This window comes from Nocardia sp. NPDC041819, assembly GCF_055590505.1.
The window spans coordinates 85,426-103,965 of sequence record NZ_JBVJAP010000012.1 but is presented as its reverse complement, the minus strand read 5'-3'; the positions used below and the strand labels follow the sequence as shown (position 1 = coordinate 103,965).

The following is an 18,540-nucleotide window of genomic DNA, read 5'->3' as shown; positions in this document are numbered from 1 at the left end:
TTCGGGGTCAGGCGGGATGCAGGGCGGACCGCAGCGTCGCGACGGCCTGCGCTACCGCGGCCTTGGCGGCATGGGTGTCGTGCAGCGAGTTGACCATCACGAAGTCGTGGACGATGCCGCCGTAGCGCACCTGCGTGACCGGCACGCCCGCGGCGCGCAACTTGCCCGCGAAGGCCTCGCCCTCGTCGCGCAGCACATCGGCTTCGGCGGTGATCACCAGCGCGGGCGGCAGCCCGGCCAGCTGCTCGGTGGTCGCGCGCAGCGGCGACACGGTGATCTGCGCGCGCTCGTCCGCGCTGGTGGTGTACTGATCCCAGAACCACTTCATGCCCTCGCGCGTGAGGAAGTACCCCTCGGCGAACTGCTGGTAGGAGCCGGTGTCGAAGTTGGCGTCGGTCACCGGGTAGAACAGCACCTGCTGCACGAAGGAGACGTCGCCGCGCTCCTTGGCCATCAGGGTCAGCGCGATGGCCATGTTGCCGCCGACCGAGTCACCCGCGATCGCGATCCGGGACGAGTCGAGGCCCTTCTCCGCGCCGTTGGCGGTGACCCACTGGGCAACACGGTAGGACTGCTCGTTGGCCACGGGGTAGCGCACATCCGGCGACCGATCGTATTCGGGGAACACCACGGCGGCGCCCGCGCCTACGGCGAGATCGCGCACCAGGCGGTCATGGGTATGCGCGTCGCCGAACACCCATCCCGCGCCGTGGGTGTAGACGATCACCGGCAGCGTCTCGGTGACGCCCTGCGGCTTGACGATCCGGACGCGCACCGAGCCGGTCGGCCCGCCCTCGACGGTGATCCACTCCTCGTCGATCTCGGGCTTGAAGATCGGCGCGTCCTGCACGGAGTCCACCGCTTTGCGGCCCTCCTCGGGCGCGAGCTGGTAGAGGAACGGCGGCTGCGAGGTCGCGTCGACGAACTCCTGCGCCGCCGGTTCGAGCGAGATGCCCAGCGGGTTTCCTGACATGATCGTGCCTCTCTCGTAAAGGGTGGTGGGAACTGTTGTGGCTCAGGCCGAGTGGGCGATCGCGTCGGTGATGACGGCGACGACCTCGTCGGGGTGGGTCTGCATCACCAGGTGTGGTCCGTCGATCTCGACCACGGCGCGGAATCCGGCACGCTTGTAGCCGAATCGCTCGACGTCGGGATTGATCGTGTGGTCGGCGCTGGACACGATGCCCCACGCCGGTTTCGTCTTCCACGCGGCCGCCGCGGCGGGCTCGCCGAACGCGATCGCCGACAACGGCCGTTGCGAGACCGCGAGGACCGCGGCCTTCGCCGGATCGAGGCCGGCGGCGAAGATCGCGGGGAAGGCGGCGATGTCGACCGAGACGTCCGTGCCGGGCTCGGCGCCCTCGATCGGGTACGGCGCGTAGACGAGGTTGGCCGCCAGGTCGGAATCCGGGAATCCGCCCTGCAACTGCCCGAGGCTCTCGCCTTCCTCCAGGGCATAGCCGGACACGTAGACCAAGCCCACGACGTTGTCGGCGACGCCGGCCACGGTGATGACCGCCCCGCCATAGGAATGCCCGGCCAGCAGCACGGGCCCGTCGATCTGCTCCACGAACGATTTGATGTAGGCCGCGTCGGCCGACAGGCTGCGATTGAACACCGGGGGAACCAGGACGCGATGGCCTCGGTCGAGCAGCCGTTCGGTGACGGGGGCCCAGCTCGCGGCGTCGGCGAAGGCGCCGTGCACCAGGACGATGGTCGGACTTGCCGGGGCAGACATGGTGTTCCTTTCTCCAGCGCTCGCAAGTGGCGCTGCGGCCGACTCAGTCTGGATCGCACGCCCCGCTCCGCGCCCCTCCCCACGGGCCGCAAAAGCCTCCGATCAGGACACGGCCTGCTCCATCACCAGATCCGTGCGGGCGGTCGACCGGAAGCGCTGCTGGTACTTGCGCGGGGAGATGCCCAGACGGGTCACGAACGCGCGGCGCAACGCCTCGCTGGTGCCGTAGCCCGCGGCCATGGCGGCCTCCGTCACGCTGTATCCGGCGTGCAGCATGTCCCGGGCCGTCCCGAAACGGATGAACGCGACGTACTCCGCGGGCGAGCGTTCGAGTTCCGCGCGGAACAGCCGGGTCAGATGCCGGACGCTGACGCGTGCGTGGGCGGCCAGCGTCTGGACGGTGTGCGGATACGCCGGGTCGGCGCAGATGAGGTCCACGACTCCGCGAACCAGCGGGCTGCGCGGCGCCGGTCCGCTCAGCGACGCGGAGAACTGGGATTGACCGCCCGCGCGCTGCATGTGCACCACCAGCGACTGGGCCACATGCCGGGTGACGTCGGCGCCGTGATCCTCTTCGACCAGCGCCAGCGCCAGATCGACGCCCGCCGCGACGCCCGCCGAGCTGTACAGATTGCCGTCCCGCACGAAGATCGCGTCCGGATCCACCTCGATGGACGGGTAGCGCCGCGCCAGTTCGGTCGCGAACTTCCAGTGGGTGGTCGCCCGCCTGCCGTCGAACAGGCCCAGATCGGCCAGCACGAACGCGCCGCTGCAGATGGACGCCAGCCGCCGCGTGTTGCAGGAGAGATGCCGCGCGGCGGCAAGAACCTCGGGAGTCACGAATTTGCCGGGCGGCAGCTCGCTTCCCGGGATCACCACCGTATCGAAGCGGCCCGAGTCCTCGGCCGCGCAGCTCACCTCGACTCGCGCGCCGATCGAGGTCTGCGCGTCCTTGCCATCGGCCGAGACCAGGACCACCTCGTACCCCGCCACCGACTGGTTCGCCTCGACGAACACCTCCGCGGGCCCGACGAAGTCGAGCATCTTCACGCCGTCGAAGACCAGGATGCCCACACGTTTGCTGGGCGGAGCGGCGAAGTTGTAGGACATGTCAACAGTATTATGGAGGTACGGCTCCAGAACAAGTGATGTGCCGGACCTCGCACACCGATTGGTACGGTGAGCCCATGGGACGGCCGCGCCAGTTCGACGAATCGAACCTGCTCGACGCCGCGACCGAGCTGTTCTGGTCGAAGGGTTTCGACAGCACATCGGTGGAGGACGTCTCGCTGGCGACCGGCGTCGGGAACGGAAGCATCTATGCCGCCTACGGCAGCAAACAGGGTCTGTTCCTGGCCGCGTTCGAACGTTATTGCCAGCGCCGCACGCGTCTGGTCCGCGAGGCCATCGGTTCGGCGCGCGGTTCGGCCCGCTCCGCGGTGCGCGGGCTGTACCAGGCGATCATCGAAGACTGCGCCGCGCAGCCGGATCGGCGCGGTTGCCTGATGATCAACAGCATCGCCCAGCTCGCCGGCCGGATCCCCGAAGTTTCCACCATCGGCAGCCGGACCACCACGGAGATGGAACAGGGCGTCGCCGACCGGCTGCGACCCGCGATGCGCGAGGCCGGAGACGACGACGAAGCCACGCTCTCGGCCGTCAGCGCCAATGTCGTGGTGGTCGCCCAGGGGCTGATCCAATTGAGCCGCCTGGGATTTCCCGCGCAGCGGCTGCACGAGATCGCCGATGTGTCGAGTGCGGCGCTGCCACCGGCCTGGGCCGACCAGCTCGTGCACTGACCCGGGTCGAGGACATCGGCCGCCATCTGTCTCGGCCCGAGTGCAGGTGAGCGCCCCGCGCGCGTCGGCTTGTCGATCCCGCGTCGGAGCGCGAAGCGCAGGACGCCGCCGCGCTGGATCCTTCGGCCGTCGGGCGTACCTCGGCCTGCCGCGCAGCGAGCGCCTCATGAGGTGACCTCGTCGTCCGGCCCGCCCTGGTTCAGGGAAGGGTGCCCGCCGCCCGGCCGTTCGTGACGCGGAGCAGATCGAGCCTCCCCGCGTCGTCGCTTCCGGCCGCGGCCGTATAAGTGACCATGCGGAGGTCCGCACCCGGGACGACGAGGACGTCGCAGTCGAGGGAGATGTCGCCGATCTCAGGATGTCGGATCGTCTTCCGGTCGCTCGTGTGCTGGGACGCGGTCGCCGTCGTCCAGAGCTGGGCGAAGGCCTCGGACGTGGCCCGCAGATCTCGGACGAGGCGATCGAGCCGGGCGTCGGCGGGGTAGCGGGACGCCGCGTCCTTCAGATCGGCGACGATCGAGGCCGCGAACGAGCCTTCCGCGCGGTCGGACCGGAAGGGACGGACCGAGGCGCGCGCCGCGCCCGCGCCGAAAACGGCCCGCGCCAGGTTTCGCTCACCGGCCGGGACCATCGAGGGATCACCGTGCAGGGCGCTCCACATGCCGTTCCACCACACGAGCGTCCAGTCGGCGGCGAAGACCCCGATCGGGACGTCGCCGAGACGTGCGGTGAGCCGTTGAATGCCCGGGGGCACGTGCGTGCCGATCGTCCCGTCCTGGGGCGGCAGGAGCCCGGCTCCGCGGTACAGCTCGTCGCGCTCGGCCCGGGAGAGCTGCAGCGCTCGCGCGAGGGCGCCGACCACCTGCGCCGAAGGGTTACGCGCCCGGCCTTGCTCCAAGCGCAAGATGTAGTCCACCGAGAGCCCGGCCAGCTGAGCGAGTTCCTCCCGGCGCAGTCCCGGAGCGCGGCGGCCGCGCGTCACCGCGAAGCCGGCGTCGGCAGGCGAGAGGCGATCCCGCCAGGTATGCAGGAGTTCGCCGAAATCGGAGCGAGCGGAAGTCACGCCTTCATTCTCGCCGCTGTGCGCCGGACCAGCCTGGGTACTGCCAGTCCAGTTGACGGGCGTGGCACTGGTTGCCGAGGGCCGCGGCGGTGACTATGGAGACGCCCGACCGGGCCGTCGGAAACCAATGCGGGAGGTTCCCATGCCGTCGACCATCGTGATGACCGGGGCGAGTCGCGGGATCGGCCGTGTCGCCGCGGAGCGCATTCTCCGGGAGGCGCCGCAGGCGCATCTCGTCGTCGCCGCCCGCGGGTCCACCGGCGCACGACTGGCCGCCGAACTCGGCGGGACGGGGCGCCGGGTATCGCATGTCGCCGTTGACCTCGGCGTGCCGGACAGTGTGCGTTCTGCCGCGATCGAGATCCGCGGCAGGCTCGACCGGGGCGAGCTGCCGCCGCTGCACGGTTTCGTGGGCAACGCGGGGATCCAATACACGAACGCGCTCACCGAGGGGCCCGGCGGATTCGAGTCCACCTTCGCCGTCAACGTGCTCGCCAACCATCTGTTCGTCCGCCTGCTGGAGGACCGCTTCCACACCCCGGCCCGGATTGTGATCACGGTGAGCGACACCCATTTCGGCGACTTCGCGCACAACTTGGGCATGGTGCCCGGCCCGGTCTGGCGGTCGCCTGATGTCCTCGCCCGTCCTGGCGCGTTTCCCGAGCCGCGCGGCACCGCCGCCGGACGCACCGCCTATTCGACGAGCAAACTCGCCGCCATCTACCTCGTGCACGAGTACGCGCGCCGCCTGCGGGCCGGGATCGATGCCGTCGGCTTCAACCCGGGGTTCGTGCCCGGCACCGACCTCGCCCGCAACGCGGGTCCGGCGTCCCGGTTCGCGATGCGCCGTATCCTGCCGCTGCTGACCCGCACGCGGTTCGCGACCAGCCGCGCCGCCGCCGGGCGCTGTCTCGCGGACGTCGTCCTCGGCGCCACCGCCGCGCCGACCGGCGCCTATGTCGACCGCGACCGGGTGGCCCGCTCGTCGGAGGAGTCGTACGACCCGCGGCGCGAAGCCGAACTCTGGGAAGCTCTGGAGCGTTTCATCGCGCCCGATCGCGGCTCGGCTCACAAATAGGGGAAGCAGTCGATGTCGCGGTGCGTGAAGCAGGGCTGCTCGACCGGTCGTAGCCAGCGGGCCGGGACCCGCAGCGGTTCGACCTCGGGCAGGCGCACGGGCCGGTCCTCGCCGTCGAACAAGGTCCCGCGCACCCGGAACACCCCGTCCGGCAATCCGAGGGCATCGGCTTGTTCGGGAGTCAGCATCACGGCGATGCGCGAATTCGCGGTGATTCGCAGGCCCTCGACGGTGGTCGGATAGCTGGTGTGATCGATCCCGGTGACAGTGAGCCGGAACCGGCCGCCGCGCAGCCACGACCATGCCCAAGTGAGCGAGCCCGGCTGGTCGCAATCGGGGTATCGACTGCGCGGCAGGCGCTGCGGGACCAGCACCATATAGGTGCACCCGACCTCGATATCGCGGGTCCGCATACTTTCAGCGTGACCGCCGCACCGCCTGATCGCAAGGAAACCGGCAAAACCACCGCACCACGTGCGGGCGAGGGTTCGGGGCGAGTGGATGGTTGAGAACGGCACTACCTTCCTCAGCGCATGAGGCGATCGCTGAACGCTTTGCCACCGATCCGTCCGACGGTGAGATTCCTCAGCTGCGATCGAGTGAACGTCACTTTCAAGCGGTTCAGTATGGGGGCGAGGGGCCGGGGATCGATGTCGCGGAGGGCCTCGGTGAGCAGGCGGATGGGCTCGCCGCACGAGTCGTAGCGGTCACCGGGGTCCTTGGCGAGCGACCGGTGCAGTATCGCGTCGACTTCGGGCGGGATCCAGCGATGGCGCGCGGAGAGCGTGGGAGGCGGCTCGTGCAACTGGGCCTCGGCGGTGGCCATGAGGTTCGCGCGAGCGAACGGGGTGTGACCGGTGAGCAGTTCGATGGCCGAACAGGCCAGTGCGTACTGGTCCGTCGCAGGCGACACGGTGTCCGCTCGCAGCAACTCCGGCGCGGCGTAGGGCACCGAAACGACGACGAAACCATTGGATGACAAAGGCGGTTCGGGCCGGTGCAGCCACCGGGCCGAATCGAAGTCCGAGATCTTGACCGTCGTGGGCTCGTCCGTCCCGACCAGTACGTTCGCCGGCTTCACGTCGAGATGGACCACCCCGTTGGCGTGGGCGAAGTCCAGTCCGGCCGCGACATGCCTCAGTACGTGGAGCACCTGCAGGAGATCGGGGTGCCGATGCGGCACCAACGTCGAACCCGTCGCACCTGCCACGTACTCGTGCGCCGACCACAGCCTGCCGTCGGTTTCACCGTGCGTATACATGCGCACGATGTCGGGGTGCCGCAGCGCCGACAAGATGTCGAACTCGTGCACGAATCGAGCGCGCGCCTCGGGCGATCGGCTGTCTTCTGGCCCCAGGATCTTCAGCGACACCGGCCGCGACCATTCCGGATCCTCGGCCAGGTATACCGCGCTGCTGCCCCCGTGTCCGAGCGGGCCCCGCACGATGAATCCCGCGAACTGGTCACCTGGTTCTAGCAGCACCGCCTCACCATAGTTCGCCGCAAGGCCTCGCACGCCGGGGTTTGCCTACGTGTGCCCAACGGCACTGCCCCATGGCGGCAGGTGTCTGTCGGAGCCAGTGGGCATGCTTCCCGCCGACCTGAAGGTTTGTGGTGCCAACACCTCAGGCCGGCAGGCAACAGGGTGGGCGTCAGACGGCGGTGACCGTCAGGGTGTAGGCGGCCGGCCCGCCGTCGGCGGAGGAGACGACGACCTGGTAGTCGTTGCCGTCGGCGACGAGATCGGCATGCGGGACCTCGTTGGCGACCTGCGGCCCGATCAGCGGGGCCACCGAGACGCGGGCATTGCCGGTGACGTCGAAGCTCAGGCGCTGCCCCGGCGCCGTGGCGACGGAGTAGCTGTCGGCCTTGCCCTGGGCGACGTTGCCACTGGCATCGATGTGGTTCTGGCCAGGGGCGATCTGCAGGCGCTGCACGACACCGGGGACCGAAGGAATGCCGGGCGCGGCTTGGGCGGTCGCGGCCCCTCCGGCCGCGGTGAAGCTGACGACGGCGAGCACCGCGGGCACGGCACCCACCAACGAACGAAACAGTCGAGATGCGGTCATGGCCATCATCTTTCCTCAGGACGTGTGCGAGATCTCATGCGGCTGCGATTAATCGGCAGCTATGCGGCCGGACCTGCGTTGACGGAGGGCAACGACATCGCCTCCCGGGTGTCGTCCACGTCCGGTCGCCGTCGCCGCTTGCCGCGCCTCGGCTCTCCAGGTCAGCGAAGTTCCCCCGGGATGAACGTGTCGGCCGGCTGCGGCGAGGCGAGGCGCGGACGTCGAGGTGCTCCCGGCGCCGCGCGGTCAGCCGGATGCGTCGACGGATCGGGTGAGTGCGAGGTAGAGCCAATGATGCGCGGCGCCGACGGTGGGGGTGGCGGTGATCCGGTCGGTGAGGTGCCAGTAACGGTGGATGCGGTGATCGGTGTCGGTCGCGCCGCTGAGCAGTTCGTGGCGGAACTGTGGTGTGTCGCGGGTGCCGCGGGCGGCGGCGTGGGCGTCGACGAACTGGTCGAGCTCGGGGCCGGGCCGAGGTGGCTGGTGGGTGAGCAGCCGGTGACCGGCGGCCTGGCATGCCTGAGCGACCCCGGTGAGGAGTTCACGCCGGTGGCGGATGACGGTCCGGTTCGATCGCCAGAACTGGCGTGACATAGCCACGTGGAGCGCGGGATCGGCGGTGAGAGAGACCAGTTCGGCGTAGGCGGCGATGTGGTGGGCAGGGGGGTCGTCCGGTAGGCCGGGCACGTTCATCGCGACGAACTCGTCGAGCAGGCCCGGTGGGATGGGAGTGAGTACGCGTCGCCAGAACGCCACGATCGCGTCGTGTGTGCGGTGGCGGTCCTGGACAGCGGCCAGTGCTTCCAAGCGAGCGGCTCGTTGGGTCGACGCGGCGTCTTCGACAGCCCGCAATGAGGCACGCCGCCAGGTCAACGTGGCCAGTTCGATGTCCAGCGCACGACGTTCGGCGGCGACCGCGTCGGCGAGGGAGACGATGCCCGCGAGGACGTCCGCTATCGCGGTCAACGAGACGCCGAGCGCACGCAGCCTGCGCACCAACAGCAGCCGATCGACCGCGGTGCCGCGATCGAAGATCCGGTGCCCGCCGGTGGTGCGGCGCGAATCCAAGATCTCGTGATCGCAATAGAAGCGGATCGTCCGGACCGGCACGGCGGTCAGTCGCGACAACTCCCCGATGCTCACCGAGCCGGTATCTCGTGTGTCGTCGGTCACAATCGCTGGAACCTCCACCTGGGTGGAGTTCCTACCGTACTGGAACCACCCCCGCTGAGAAGGAGCACGCTGATGACCGGTAGCGCGACGATGACCACCGACCAGATGTGGCGAGCGGTCGCCGCTGAACGGGCGAGTTTGATCGAACTGCTGGAGTCTCTGCCGGAGTCCGACTGGAACCACGGTTCCCTGTGCGAGGGCTGGCGGGTCCGTGATGTGGTCGCCCACATCGTGCTCTCCGCGAACCCCGGCCTCGGCTGGATTCTGGTCAACGTGCTCCGCGCCCGTGGTAACTTCGACCGCGCCATCCGGGAGACCGCGATCCGTCTCGCCGACCGCACCACGCCGAACCAGTTGCTCGCCGCGCTGCGCGAGGGAATCACTCTGCGCTCGACGCCGATCGGCACCACCGCCGCCGATCGACTGATGGACCTGCTGGTACACGGCCAGGACATCGCGGTGCCCCTCGGCATCACCCGGCAGATGCCCGTCGATGCCGCGCGATCGGCTCTCGAAAGAATCTGGGCCACGGGTGGTTTCCGATCCCGCGAGCTGTTCCGGTATCACCTCGTCGCCACCGACACCGGATGGGCCGTCGGCTCGGGACCTCTCGTCGAAGGCCCGGCCGCCGCACTGCTCCTGCTGGTCACCGGTCGCCGTGCCGGGCAGGAACACCTCACGGGCGAGGGCGTCCCGCGACTGAACACCCGGTAGCCGAGAAGAATTCGGAGTTCGTGTCGGTGCCTCGTGCCAAACTGACGACGTAGTCGCCTGGCCAGAGGAGAACGAAGTGGCCACCATTGATGACCGCCCCACGGTGCGACTGGTCGCCCATTGCCGTCGCTGTCACGGTTGGCTCCTGTCGCCGCAATCGGTCGCCCAGGGAATCGGACCGACCTGCGCCGCCCGGGAGCGCGCCGAGTCCACGCTGAATTCGGCAGAACTGACATTGTTCGAGGTCGCGGCGTGAGTGTGATGCGGTCGCCAGTCGACAACCTCGGCTGATCGTCCACGGGTCGGCCGCGCATGACGGCGGCCGATCGCAACCGCTGCGCCGGTCGCCGTCTTGCGCCGGTGTTCCAGGCGGGTCATCCGCCTCGGCGCATCAGCAGATGGCCCCGGCGGAACCGCTCGTTCTCGCACGGTTCACGCAGCATCCGGCCGATTTCGATGAATCCGGCTGCGCGGGCCAGCCTGGCGAGGTCGTCGATCGGCCACCGGTAGGCTGCCGTCACTTTGTGGTCGAACACCGTCACCGGCTCGTTCTCCGATTCGAAGAACGCGAGCAATAGGTGTCCACCAGCGGCGAGCACCCGATGGAACTCGGCGAAGTACGAGGGGATGACCTGCGGCGGGGCGTGGATGACCGAGTACCAGGACACGATGCCGCGCAGCTCGCCGTCACCCAGGTCCAAGGCGTCCATGGAACCGACCTCGAACCGCAACTGCGGGTAGGTCTCGCGGGCAAGCGCGATCATTACCGGTGACAGGTCGACGCCGAAGACGTCCAGTCCCAGGTCTCGCAGGTGCGCGGTCACCGGTCCGGGGCCGCACCCGAGTTCGGCGACGAGTCCGGGATCAGCGCTCCGTGCGAGCTCGGCGAACGCGGCGAGCACCGCGCGATCCAGTGCGATGGCCTCGAGATCGTCGCGGGGGAGTTCGGCATAGCGGACGGCGACGGCATCGTAGGCATCTGCCGTCGCGCGAAGGTGCGAGGAGGGTTCGATCACAAGCGAGCACACTAGGGCCTCCGAACACTACGACTTCAGGTAGCACGCCAAATAATCTGTCTAGCAACAACATCCAGGTTCCGACTCGCACCACGCCAGATATCCGCAACCTCGGCTCCGCCCTGCAACGGCGAATCGCTCCCGGCCTGTGGGCCACTTCGAATCCGTTGTCTCGCCCCGTTCCGGAACCCCGACCCGCGACATGGCCATTGCCGGTCGGGGTTCCGGCGCGGGGTTCTCGACGTTCACCCGGTGGAGGCGGCGACCAGTTTGCGGATGACCATCGGCTCGGCGAGCACGAATTCGAGCACCTGCTTCACGTGTCGGAAGTGCGCGGTCGTGAAGTGTTCGTCGAGGGCCTGCGCGCTGGTCCACTCCTCGACGATCACCATCCGGCCGGCGTGGTTCGGGTCGAGGTAGGGCTGGTAATCCAGGCAGCCGGGCTCCTCCAGCGAAGGCTCGATCATCGCCTCCAGCGCGGTGCGAAGGCGATCCTCTTGCCCGGGCGCGGCCAGGCACTCGGCGATGACGGTCAGCGACATGGTGATCTCCTGTGCGGTAGAGGTTTTCACGGCCGAGCGGGACCGGTGCCCGCGCCGGAGGAGGTGATCGCGGCGGCGATCTCGGCCAGGTCCGACGGCGTCAACGCCACCGACTCCGCGCCGATCCAGCCGTCGACCTGGTCGGACCTGCGTGCGCCGACGATGGCTCCGGTGATACCGGGCCAGGCCAGCACCCAGGCGATGGCCACCTCGGCGACGGTGGCGCCGTGCCGTGCGGCGATGGGGCGCAGCGTGTCCGCCAACTGGAGGTTGGCGGTCAGGCCGGTGGTGAAGTCGTGGTGAGCCCTCCGCCAGTCCTCGGCGGGCAGACCGGCCACCCGCTCGGCGGAAAAGGCCCCGGTGAGCAGGCCGGATTGCAGCGGCGAGTAGACGATCACGCCGGTCTCGTGCGCGCGTGCCCAGGCGATCTCGGCGGCGGACGACCGGTTGATCGCCGAGAACGGCGGCTGGATGACGTCGACGTGCGCGATCTGTTCGGCGGCCTCGAGCAGATCGGGCGTGTGATTGGACAATCCGATGGCCCGGACCTTGCCCTCGGCCTTCAGGTCGGCCATGACCTGCCAGTACTCCTCCAGTGGGGTGGCGTTCGGCGACACCGCGCCGAACCCGCCGCCTGCGTACTCCAGCGATTCGCCGGTGTCGGGATAGTGCACCTGGTAGAGGTCGATGTGGTCGACGCCCAGCCGCCGCAGGGAGTCTTCGACCTCGCGGCGCACGCTGGCGGGCTTCATGATCCGCCGAGGCGCGGCCGACGGATTCTCCGGGTCCCAGACCAGGCCGACCTTGGTGAAAAGGTACGGGCGGTCGGCCTGCGGCAGGCCGGAGACGGCCTTGCCCACCAGTTCCTCCGAATGGCCCAGGCCGTACACCGCGGCGGTGTCGATCCAGTTGACGCCCGCGTCCAGCGCGTGGCGGATCGCGGCGACCGACTCGGCGTCGTCCGTGGCGCCCCAGCTGAAGCTCCAGCCCGAGCCGGAAACGGCCCACGAACCGAAGCCGAGTCGGGTGATGTCCATGCCGGTGGTGCCGAGGGGGATCGGGGTCAGGTTGGTCATTGCGCAGTGCTCATTTCTTCTCGGTGTTGTTTCCGTGTTCCCAACCTTGACCGCCGCGACGAGGGCTACCCAGTGCCAGCCGGAGCCTGGGCACCGCGTGACCAGGTTCGCGTCCAGCGGGTGCGGGGATACTGGCCACATGCCACTGGACAGACGGGCAGAACTCGGCGAATTCCTGCGATCCCGGCGGGCCCGCTTGCGGCCCGAGGAACTCGGCCTGCCGGACTACGGCGGTCGGCGCCGCGTTCCCGGGCTGCGCAGGGAGGAACTCGCGCAGCTCGCCGGAGTGAGCGTCGACCACTACGTGCGGCTGGAACAGGGGCGCACCCTGCACTTCTCCGAAGCGGTGCTGGACGCGGTCGCGCGGGCGCTGCGGTTGAACGATGTCGAGCGGCAACACCTCTACCGGCTCGCGCGACCTTGGTCGGAAGGAGACCGCGCGGATGCGCCGCAGCAGGTCCGGCCTGGGTTGCGGCGGCTGCTGGACTCCGCCGCCGACGTGCCCGCCTACATCGTCGGCCGCAACACCGACGTCCTGGCCTGGAACCGCCTCGCCGCCGCGCTGATCACGGACTTCGGCGCACTACCACCCGCCCAGCGGAACCTGGCCCGCCTGGTCTTCCTGGACGAGGGCATGCGCAGCCTCTACGCCGACTGGCCGGAAAAGACCCGCGACGTGGCCGCCTACCTCCGGCTCGACGCCGGGCGTCACCCGGACGACCCGGAAACGGCGGCGCTGCTCGACGAACTCTCGGCGGCCAGCCCCGAGTTCCGGCAAGCGTGGGCCGAGCACCAGCTCAAGGACAAGACCCACGGCCGGTACATCTACCGGCATCCGGTGGTCGGCGAACTGGACCTCGGCTTCGAAACCCTGCGCCTCCCGGACGATCCGGACCAAGCGCTGATCGCCCACACGGTCGAAGAGGGCTCACCCTCGCAAACCGCCTTACGGCTACTCGCGAGCTGGGCCGAGGAAACGCGGCCGGTGACCTGAGAACCATCAGCCGTCGGTGCGGAAATCGGCCGTCTGCCGATGGCAGACCGGCGCCGGAACTACTCGCCCGGTTCGGCTCCGGAGGCATCGTGCCGAAGGTCGGCGTCCAGCATGCGGATCAATTCACCGACCCGTCCACCGCCACCCGGGGCCGCCGGAAAGCGTTTGAGCACGTCGACCACGGCTGGCGTCGCACGATGTGCTGCTTGCTCGACGTGTCGGGCGCCGACGCTGCGATCGTCACCGGCGACAAGCTCGGCCGCTCTCGCCGCGTAGGCGCCTGCCCCGAGAATGTGCTTGACCTGGGTGGACTTGGCCAACGGATGCAAGTACGCCGCACCAGCCGCGGACATCGCCGCCTGGGCCGCCTCCCGCGCAGCCGCGGTATCCGCGTCCTTGGATGCCTTCAGCGCCGCCCAAGCCGTGTCGCGCAGCAGTTTTCCTCGCTTACCGCCCCGAGCGAACTCCCACGCAGCGTCGATCGCGTCACGAGGCCGCGAGTCGCCCGGCTGATCCGCCTCGAATATCTCGACTGCCACCTGCGCACAGTTGGCGGCGAACGCGGTGACCTCACGAAGATCCTGCACGCTCAGAGCAATCTCGCTCGCTTCCTCTGCCATGCCGCCATCTTCGACCACGGTGCCGGACAGCGATCAACACCCGGCTTTGGACTCGAGTGGAACCGGATGCGTCACGATCAGCGATTTCGCGAGGTCCGCCAAGCGCACGTCCGAGTCCGAGGTCGATACGTCCGGGGTGGAAAGCCTCCAGGGTGCCGAACTGTTCGGCGATCACGACAGGAGCGTGGTTCGGCAACATCACCCCGCCGGCACCGACCCGTATCCGCCGGGTCACCGAGGCGACGCGTCCGGCAATCACGGCCGGCGCCGCACTGGCCACCCCTGCCACCTTCCCGCAGCATGGCTTCGCGCTGACCGTGTTCCGGACGACGTTCCGCATTCATCAGCCCGAAAGGGTGGCCGCCGACGCGATCTTGTGATCGACGATCGGGGTTGTCGCGCCGGATACCCCGAGGGCGCCGATAGCGACTTCGCCCGCGCGTATGAGCACCCCACCACCGTGTGGCACGAACGGATCGCCGGAGGACACGGCCCCGGGCAACAAATGACCCGGGTCGTTGAGCGGGGCCAGCTGAATAGTGTCGAAGCCGAGCGCGATCGCGGCGGCAGCTTTGTGTTGGGCGGAGTCGATGGTAGGCAGCGAGGCGCCGGGCATCCGTGCGAATGCGATCAGCTTGCCGGCGGCATCGACCACTGCGATCGTGACGGTTTCCCGGTGCTCGGCCGCAGCGCGGCGGGCGGCGGCAACCACGGAATCGGCCCGCTCGAGCGAGATCGTCATGGTGTCCAGAATGCCGTACGACCCGGTAGGAGATCGGCCTCGCAAGCGAAAGGTCGCCAGTTCAGGAGTCCGGTCGGACAGAGTGAGCCGAAACCTGCCGGAGTCCCGTCACGAGCGGCGCGCCTGGTACATCGCGAGTTCCCCCCGTCGGGCAGCCCGCCACCACCGCTGGCCGGAGTCGATGCCACGCCGGATCTTGCGCACTGCGGGTATCTGGGTGAGCAGGTGTCGCTGGTATCGCCACGGCATTTGTGGCCCGTGCCGAGCCGCCATCGCATAGGCGAACTGCACGGCGCTGCGGTCGAGATACCGGTCGGCGTGTTCGAACCAGATCATGCTGGTACGGGCGGCGGCCTGGATCGGGCGCAGCGCGGCGCGCCGCTGCGCGTCGTAGTTCTCCAGCGCGTCGGCGACCTCGGCATGTTCGTACAGGCTCTGTGCGAGCACGACGGCGTCGATGATTGCCAACCGGGTGCCCGAGCCGATGGTGAAATGCGTCGTGTGCGCCGCATCGCCGAGTAGCACCACGTTGTCGTGATACCAGGTCTTGTTGGTTATCTCGGGAAAGCGGCTCCACCTGGCGAACTCGCCTCGCGTCTTGCTGATCAACGAGTGACCGTCGAGAAGGCGCGAGAATATGTTCTCCAGAACACGCAAGTTCGCCGAGTTGTCCAGGGAATCGAATCCCAGTCCATGCCAAGTCTGTGGTTGGCACTCGACGATGCAAGTGCTGATTTTTCCGGCAACCGACGGGTAGGCATGGAACCAGATCCAACCGGCCGAGGTGTGCTCGAAGGCGAAGGTGAAGCGGGTGAAGACCTTGTCCGTGCCGAGCCAGATATATCGATTCTCGCCGAGTGTGACGGACGTGCCGAAACGAGGATCGCCCAGCTGCCGTACCCCGCTGTTTGCGCCGTCGGCGGCGACGATGAGATCAGTGTCGACGAAGCCGGACAGATCGTGGACCTCTTGCCCGTGCTGGACATCGACGCCCAAGTCACTCGCCCGGCGGGAAAGTACCTCCAGCAATGCCGCGCGCCCCATGCTGAACCCGTAGCCCCCGAAATGTGCTGTCTGGTCGTCGCGCACATGGATTGCCTGTTCACGCCATAAAACCGAGCCGGCACGCACCGCCCGGGCGCTGTCGGGGTCGTTCCGATACAGAATGTCGAGCAGGTCGTCCCAGTACACGACGCCCCAGCCGTAGGTTGACCCGAGGGGATCGCGGTCGATCACCGTGATGTCATGCGCCGGGTCGCGCCGCTTCATCGAAATGGCGAAGTACAACCCGGCCGGCCCGCCACCGACACACACAATCTTCATCTCGTCACCGGTTCCAGCCGATTGGTCGAACCTGGCTGCACATGATCGCTACTCGATGCAACCGAGCCCGGCACGCTGTGCGTGTCCGGGCTCGGTCACCGGCGCTAGAAGCTGCCCCAGCCACCCCAGCCGGGTGGGTTGAACCAATTCCACCAGCCTGGGCCGTTACCCCAGCCGCCGCCGTGGCCCCAGCCACCGCCGTTACCCCAACCGCCGCCGTGGCCCCAGCCGCCACCGTTACCCCAACCGCCGCCGTGGCCCCAGCCGCCACCGTTACCCCAGCCGGGGCTGTCGACGAGTTGGGTTGCGGAGGTAGGCGTCGCTGCGCGCGCGCTGGGCGCTTGCGCCGCGGCTGCGACGACCGGAATCGCGGCAACGGCGGCTATACCGGTGGCGGCCGCCAACCGGGCGAACTTCGTGTGTGAATTCTTTCTCTCGAACATGATAGGGCTCCAGATACAGTCCCGACCTAGTTGAATTCTACGCTGTTTCGCCGCACGCCAGAAGTCGCGCATTGACAAATAGGTGCAGAAACGGGGAGGTGGTCGGCCGGTGCCCTATCCGGAGCAATTTGCGGGGCATTTGCGGATTTGAAAGGACGGGAACCTGCGCACCGCCGGGGAGGGCGAGGAACGGATCGCCGCGGTCGCGACCTGGCGCGACGCCCCCTATTTCAGCGACGCCGAACGCGTCGCCCTCACTCTGGTCGAAGCCCGTCCTGCAACCGGCAACGCACGGGGAGCGTGTGCCTGATTAGTTCTACGCCCTCGCAGTCGAACACTGCGACGACAAAGCGTTGGCCACTCTCGCGATGGCCATCGGCCAGGTGAACTTCTTCGTCCCGCTCGCCCTCATCGGACAACCGCTGCCCGGTCGGCCCCAGGCCGAGCAGTGGTCTCCCGTATCGGCCTGACAGCCCGACCATCGGTTGCGGGCGTGGGGCGAAGATCGCCCGCGACCGCCTGCCGACTCGGCCTCGTACTGCTACTCGCATTCGCTGGCTATGGTGTGCCGCCGGGAGCGGTCGGTGTCCGGTTGTCGCCCCATTCTTGTATTCCGGCGATGCCGGGTTCAGGAGATCAGCTACAGGAAAGCAGCGATTCGAAGGCGTTGTGCAGGTCGGACTCGTCGAAGATCTGGAGTGCATCGTCCGATGCGGTGTGACGCCAGACGACGTAATGAGCAGCCAGATATCGAAGATCTCCCCACGGCTCCTGCGCGTGGACTCGCGCCAGCACTCGTCCGCAGCGCAGGCATTCGAGCCACGGGACGACGAGCAGTCCCGTCAGGGCAGAGTCCGTAAGGCCGATCCGGGCTGGATGGATTGGCACCGACCGATCATCCGGGAGCAGCCGGATGGACGCTTCACCCTCGGAATCTCTTACGCACGCGACGATTTCGTCGTGGCGGGCCAGCCGCTCACCCCATTGCTCGGCAAGTACTTCGATCTCGGCGCGTGTTCGGTCGCTGATCGGCACCTGCTGCTCGAGCAGCCGTTGCGTCAGCATCCACAGCCCCGCTTCCTGATGGCCGGACTCGCGGCAGGCGCGAAAGTTTTCGGCGTCCTCGGTCGAGCGCAGCAACGCAGCCAGTCGTTCCCACAGGTCGGCTTCGTATGCAGCGTAACGGCTATCGCTACCCACCGGCGCGACCCTACTGGACAGCTCCGGGGCACGTGCCGGCTAGTTCCCACCCCGTTCGGTGCTCGACGGGCCAACACACTGATCTGCCGCATACCGCGCGCTCGCCAATCGTTCAGCTCGGATGCTCGGTCGGTAGACGCGGTGCTTCGGCACAGCACCGCCCTGACCCTCGACCAGGTGAGTCCGGAGAACGCAGCCGCCGCGTCGGCTCCAGGAGTATGCCCGGACACCGATTCAGCGCGGTGAAGGTGATCGCATCGGAGATCGCCTCCGTTCCGACGGAACAGAGTCCATAGACGAGATCGTCATCGGCAGGACGGACCACGCGGTTCGTGACCGCCGGTATGTGAACAAGTTCCTGCAACGGCGGCTGCGGCGGGATGACCGGCGCGATCACCGCTACCGGCCCCTCTCAGCGGCAGTCCCAGCAAACTTTCCGAGGGATCACAACTGCCGCGAAGTGGCAGCTATGTCGAAGATCAATGCAGGTCGAAGTGTGTTTCCGGTGGTGGCCCACCCTGTGTGCGAGTGCACTCCGACACGCGGCTCGGGAAGTGTCACGACTGACGTGAATCTGTGCGCGAGAGGGGACTTGAACCCCTACGTCCGTGGACACCAGAACCTAAATCTGGCGCGTCTGCCAATTTCGCCACTCGCGCTTGATGGTACGACCGTCCAAACTCTACCGGGCGTTTCGCCCATTACGAAGCATTGGGAGGGTGTGGCGTACTCGTCAGTAACCTTACCTGGGATTATAACGATTTGGACAAGGCCAACATGAGGGGCGCTCATGTTTCCTACGCGTTGGTAACCCGATGGACCAGCGGGTTCAAACATGAGGCGGAGTCATGTTCACCACTATTCTGGTACGTAAGTGCACGAATACTCCTAAGTAGCGGCCACCCGCGAGGCCAAACGTGAGGATTTCCTCATGATTTTGTGCCATTCTC

21 protein-coding genes, 1 tRNA gene and 1 pseudogene are annotated in these 18,540 nt (G+C 68.0%); 5 read left to right on the top strand and 18 right to left on the bottom strand.

The window, feature by feature from the left end:
* Positions 1-7: 7 nt before the first annotated feature.
* The 3 genes from ACZ6DL_RS28250 to ACZ6DL_RS28240 all read right to left on the bottom strand — a co-directional run bounded on the left by ACZ6DL_RS28250 (position 8) and on the right by ACZ6DL_RS28240 (position 2,848).
* Complete coding sequence (locus ACZ6DL_RS28250) at positions 8-973, bottom strand: alpha/beta hydrolase (RefSeq protein ID WP_466055605.1); 966 nt, start codon at positions 971-973, stop codon at positions 8-10.
* 42 nt (positions 974-1,015) lie between these two features.
* Complete coding sequence (locus tag ACZ6DL_RS28245; protein ID WP_466055603.1) at positions 1,016-1,738, bottom strand: alpha/beta fold hydrolase; 723 nt, start codon at positions 1,736-1,738, stop codon at positions 1,016-1,018.
* A 102-nt stretch (positions 1,739-1,840) separates the two neighbouring features.
* Positions 1,841-2,848: a GlxA family transcriptional regulator gene (locus tag ACZ6DL_RS28240; protein WP_466055601.1), complete on the bottom strand. Its 1,008-nt coding sequence runs from the start codon at positions 2,846-2,848 to the stop codon at positions 1,841-1,843.
* 77 nt (positions 2,849-2,925) lie between these two features.
* On the opposite strand from ACZ6DL_RS28240, the gene ACZ6DL_RS28235 reads away from it, so the two are divergent.
* Positions 2,926-3,537 carry a TetR/AcrR family transcriptional regulator gene (locus ACZ6DL_RS28235; protein WP_466055599.1) on the top strand — a complete coding sequence of 204 codons (612 nt, stop codon included), beginning with the start codon at positions 2,926-2,928 and terminating at the stop codon, positions 3,535-3,537.
* A gap of 199 nt (positions 3,538-3,736) precedes the next feature.
* Here ACZ6DL_RS28235 and ACZ6DL_RS28230 read toward each other — a convergent pair whose 3' ends face one another.
* Positions 3,737-4,600: a helix-turn-helix transcriptional regulator gene (locus ACZ6DL_RS28230; RefSeq protein ID WP_466055597.1), complete on the bottom strand. Its 864-nt coding sequence runs from the start codon at positions 4,598-4,600 to the stop codon at positions 3,737-3,739.
* Between the two features lie 142 nt (positions 4,601-4,742).
* Here ACZ6DL_RS28230 and ACZ6DL_RS28225 point away from each other — a divergent pair, with 142 nt between their 5' ends.
* A complete protein-coding gene (locus ACZ6DL_RS28225; protein WP_466055595.1) occupies positions 4,743-5,678 on the top strand; it encodes an SDR family NAD(P)-dependent oxidoreductase in 936 nt (311 codons plus the stop codon).
* Here the strand turns inward: ACZ6DL_RS28225 and ACZ6DL_RS28220 are convergent.
* The 4 genes from ACZ6DL_RS28220 to ACZ6DL_RS28205 form a co-directional block, all read right to left on the bottom strand.
* Positions 5,669-6,091, bottom strand: coding sequence for a hypothetical protein (locus tag ACZ6DL_RS28220; RefSeq protein ID WP_466055593.1), 423 nt, complete (start codon positions 6,089-6,091; stop codon positions 5,669-5,671). The genes ACZ6DL_RS28225 and ACZ6DL_RS28220 overlap by 10 nt on opposite strands.
* Positions 6,092-6,204: 113 nt before the next feature.
* Entirely contained in the window at positions 6,205-7,161 is a 957-nt protein-coding gene (locus ACZ6DL_RS28215; protein WP_466055591.1) for a serine/threonine-protein kinase, read from the bottom strand.
* A gap of 169 nt (positions 7,162-7,330) precedes the next feature.
* Positions 7,331-7,747 (bottom strand): hypothetical protein, encoded by a 417-nt coding sequence (locus ACZ6DL_RS28210; protein WP_466055589.1) that lies wholly within the window; start codon positions 7,745-7,747, stop codon positions 7,331-7,333.
* 246 nt (positions 7,748-7,993) lie between these two features.
* Positions 7,994-8,920 (bottom strand): MerR family transcriptional regulator, encoded by a 927-nt coding sequence (locus ACZ6DL_RS28205; RefSeq protein WP_466055587.1) that lies wholly within the window; start codon positions 8,918-8,920, stop codon positions 7,994-7,996.
* Positions 8,921-8,992: 72 nt separating this feature from the next.
* Between ACZ6DL_RS28205 and ACZ6DL_RS28200 the strand changes: the two genes are divergently transcribed.
* Together ACZ6DL_RS28200 and ACZ6DL_RS28195 are read left to right on the top strand one after the other, a co-directional pair.
* Positions 8,993-9,634, top strand: coding sequence for a maleylpyruvate isomerase family mycothiol-dependent enzyme (locus tag ACZ6DL_RS28200; RefSeq protein WP_466055585.1), 642 nt, complete (start codon positions 8,993-8,995; stop codon positions 9,632-9,634).
* 76 nt (positions 9,635-9,710) lie between these two features.
* The gene (locus ACZ6DL_RS28195) at positions 9,711-9,890 is read left to right on the top strand and encodes a DUF6011 domain-containing protein (RefSeq protein ID WP_466055583.1); all 180 of its coding nucleotides are present in this window, start codon (positions 9,711-9,713) and stop codon (positions 9,888-9,890) included.
* A gap of 118 nt (positions 9,891-10,008) precedes the next feature.
* Here ACZ6DL_RS28195 and ACZ6DL_RS28190 read toward each other — a convergent pair whose 3' ends face one another.
* The 3 genes from ACZ6DL_RS28190 to ACZ6DL_RS28180 form a co-directional block, all read right to left on the bottom strand.
* Positions 10,009-10,650, bottom strand: a complete 642-nt coding sequence (locus ACZ6DL_RS28190; protein ID WP_466055582.1) for a class I SAM-dependent DNA methyltransferase — start codon at positions 10,648-10,650, stop codon at positions 10,009-10,011.
* Positions 10,651-10,895: 245 nt separating this feature from the next.
* Positions 10,896-11,192, bottom strand: a complete 297-nt coding sequence (locus ACZ6DL_RS28185) for a putative quinol monooxygenase (protein ID WP_466055580.1) — start codon at positions 11,190-11,192, stop codon at positions 10,896-10,898.
* A gap of 26 nt (positions 11,193-11,218) precedes the next feature.
* Complete coding sequence (locus tag ACZ6DL_RS28180; RefSeq protein WP_466055578.1) at positions 11,219-12,268, bottom strand: aldo/keto reductase; 1,050 nt, start codon at positions 12,266-12,268, stop codon at positions 11,219-11,221.
* A 139-nt stretch (positions 12,269-12,407) separates the two neighbouring features.
* On the opposite strand from ACZ6DL_RS28180, the gene ACZ6DL_RS28175 reads away from it, so the two are divergent.
* Positions 12,408-13,262, top strand: coding sequence for a helix-turn-helix transcriptional regulator (locus ACZ6DL_RS28175; RefSeq protein ID WP_466055576.1), 855 nt, complete (start codon positions 12,408-12,410; stop codon positions 13,260-13,262).
* Between the two features lie 59 nt (positions 13,263-13,321).
* Here the strand turns inward: ACZ6DL_RS28175 and ACZ6DL_RS28170 are convergent, their stop codons facing one another.
* The 7 genes and pseudogenes from ACZ6DL_RS28170 to ACZ6DL_RS28140 all read right to left on the bottom strand — a co-directional run bounded on the left by ACZ6DL_RS28170 (position 13,322) and on the right by ACZ6DL_RS28140 (position 18,249).
* Positions 13,322-13,882: a putative immunity protein gene (locus ACZ6DL_RS28170; RefSeq protein WP_466055574.1), complete on the bottom strand. Its 561-nt coding sequence runs from the start codon at positions 13,880-13,882 to the stop codon at positions 13,322-13,324.
* A 94-nt stretch (positions 13,883-13,976) separates the two neighbouring features.
* A pseudogene (locus tag ACZ6DL_RS28165) lies at positions 13,977-14,165 on the bottom strand (LLM class flavin-dependent oxidoreductase); the annotation flags it as partial.
* A 60-nt stretch (positions 14,166-14,225) separates the two neighbouring features.
* Positions 14,226-14,624 carry a GlcG/HbpS family heme-binding protein gene (locus ACZ6DL_RS28160; protein WP_466055573.1) on the bottom strand — a complete coding sequence of 133 codons (399 nt, stop codon included), beginning with the start codon at positions 14,622-14,624 and terminating at the stop codon, positions 14,226-14,228.
* A gap of 108 nt (positions 14,625-14,732) precedes the next feature.
* A complete protein-coding gene (locus ACZ6DL_RS28155; protein WP_466055571.1) occupies positions 14,733-15,947 on the bottom strand; it encodes an FAD-dependent monooxygenase in 1,215 nt (404 codons plus the stop codon).
* Between the two features lie 104 nt (positions 15,948-16,051).
* A complete protein-coding gene (locus ACZ6DL_RS28150; protein ID WP_466055569.1) occupies positions 16,052-16,390 on the bottom strand; it encodes a hypothetical protein in 339 nt (112 codons plus the stop codon).
* A 636-nt stretch (positions 16,391-17,026) separates the two neighbouring features.
* Entirely contained in the window at positions 17,027-17,590 is a 564-nt protein-coding gene (locus ACZ6DL_RS28145; protein ID WP_466055568.1) for a hypothetical protein, read from the bottom strand.
* 577 nt (positions 17,591-18,167) lie between these two features.
* Positions 18,168-18,249: transfer RNA gene (locus ACZ6DL_RS28140), tRNA-Leu, on the bottom strand.
* Positions 18,250-18,540 lie beyond the last annotated feature (291 nt).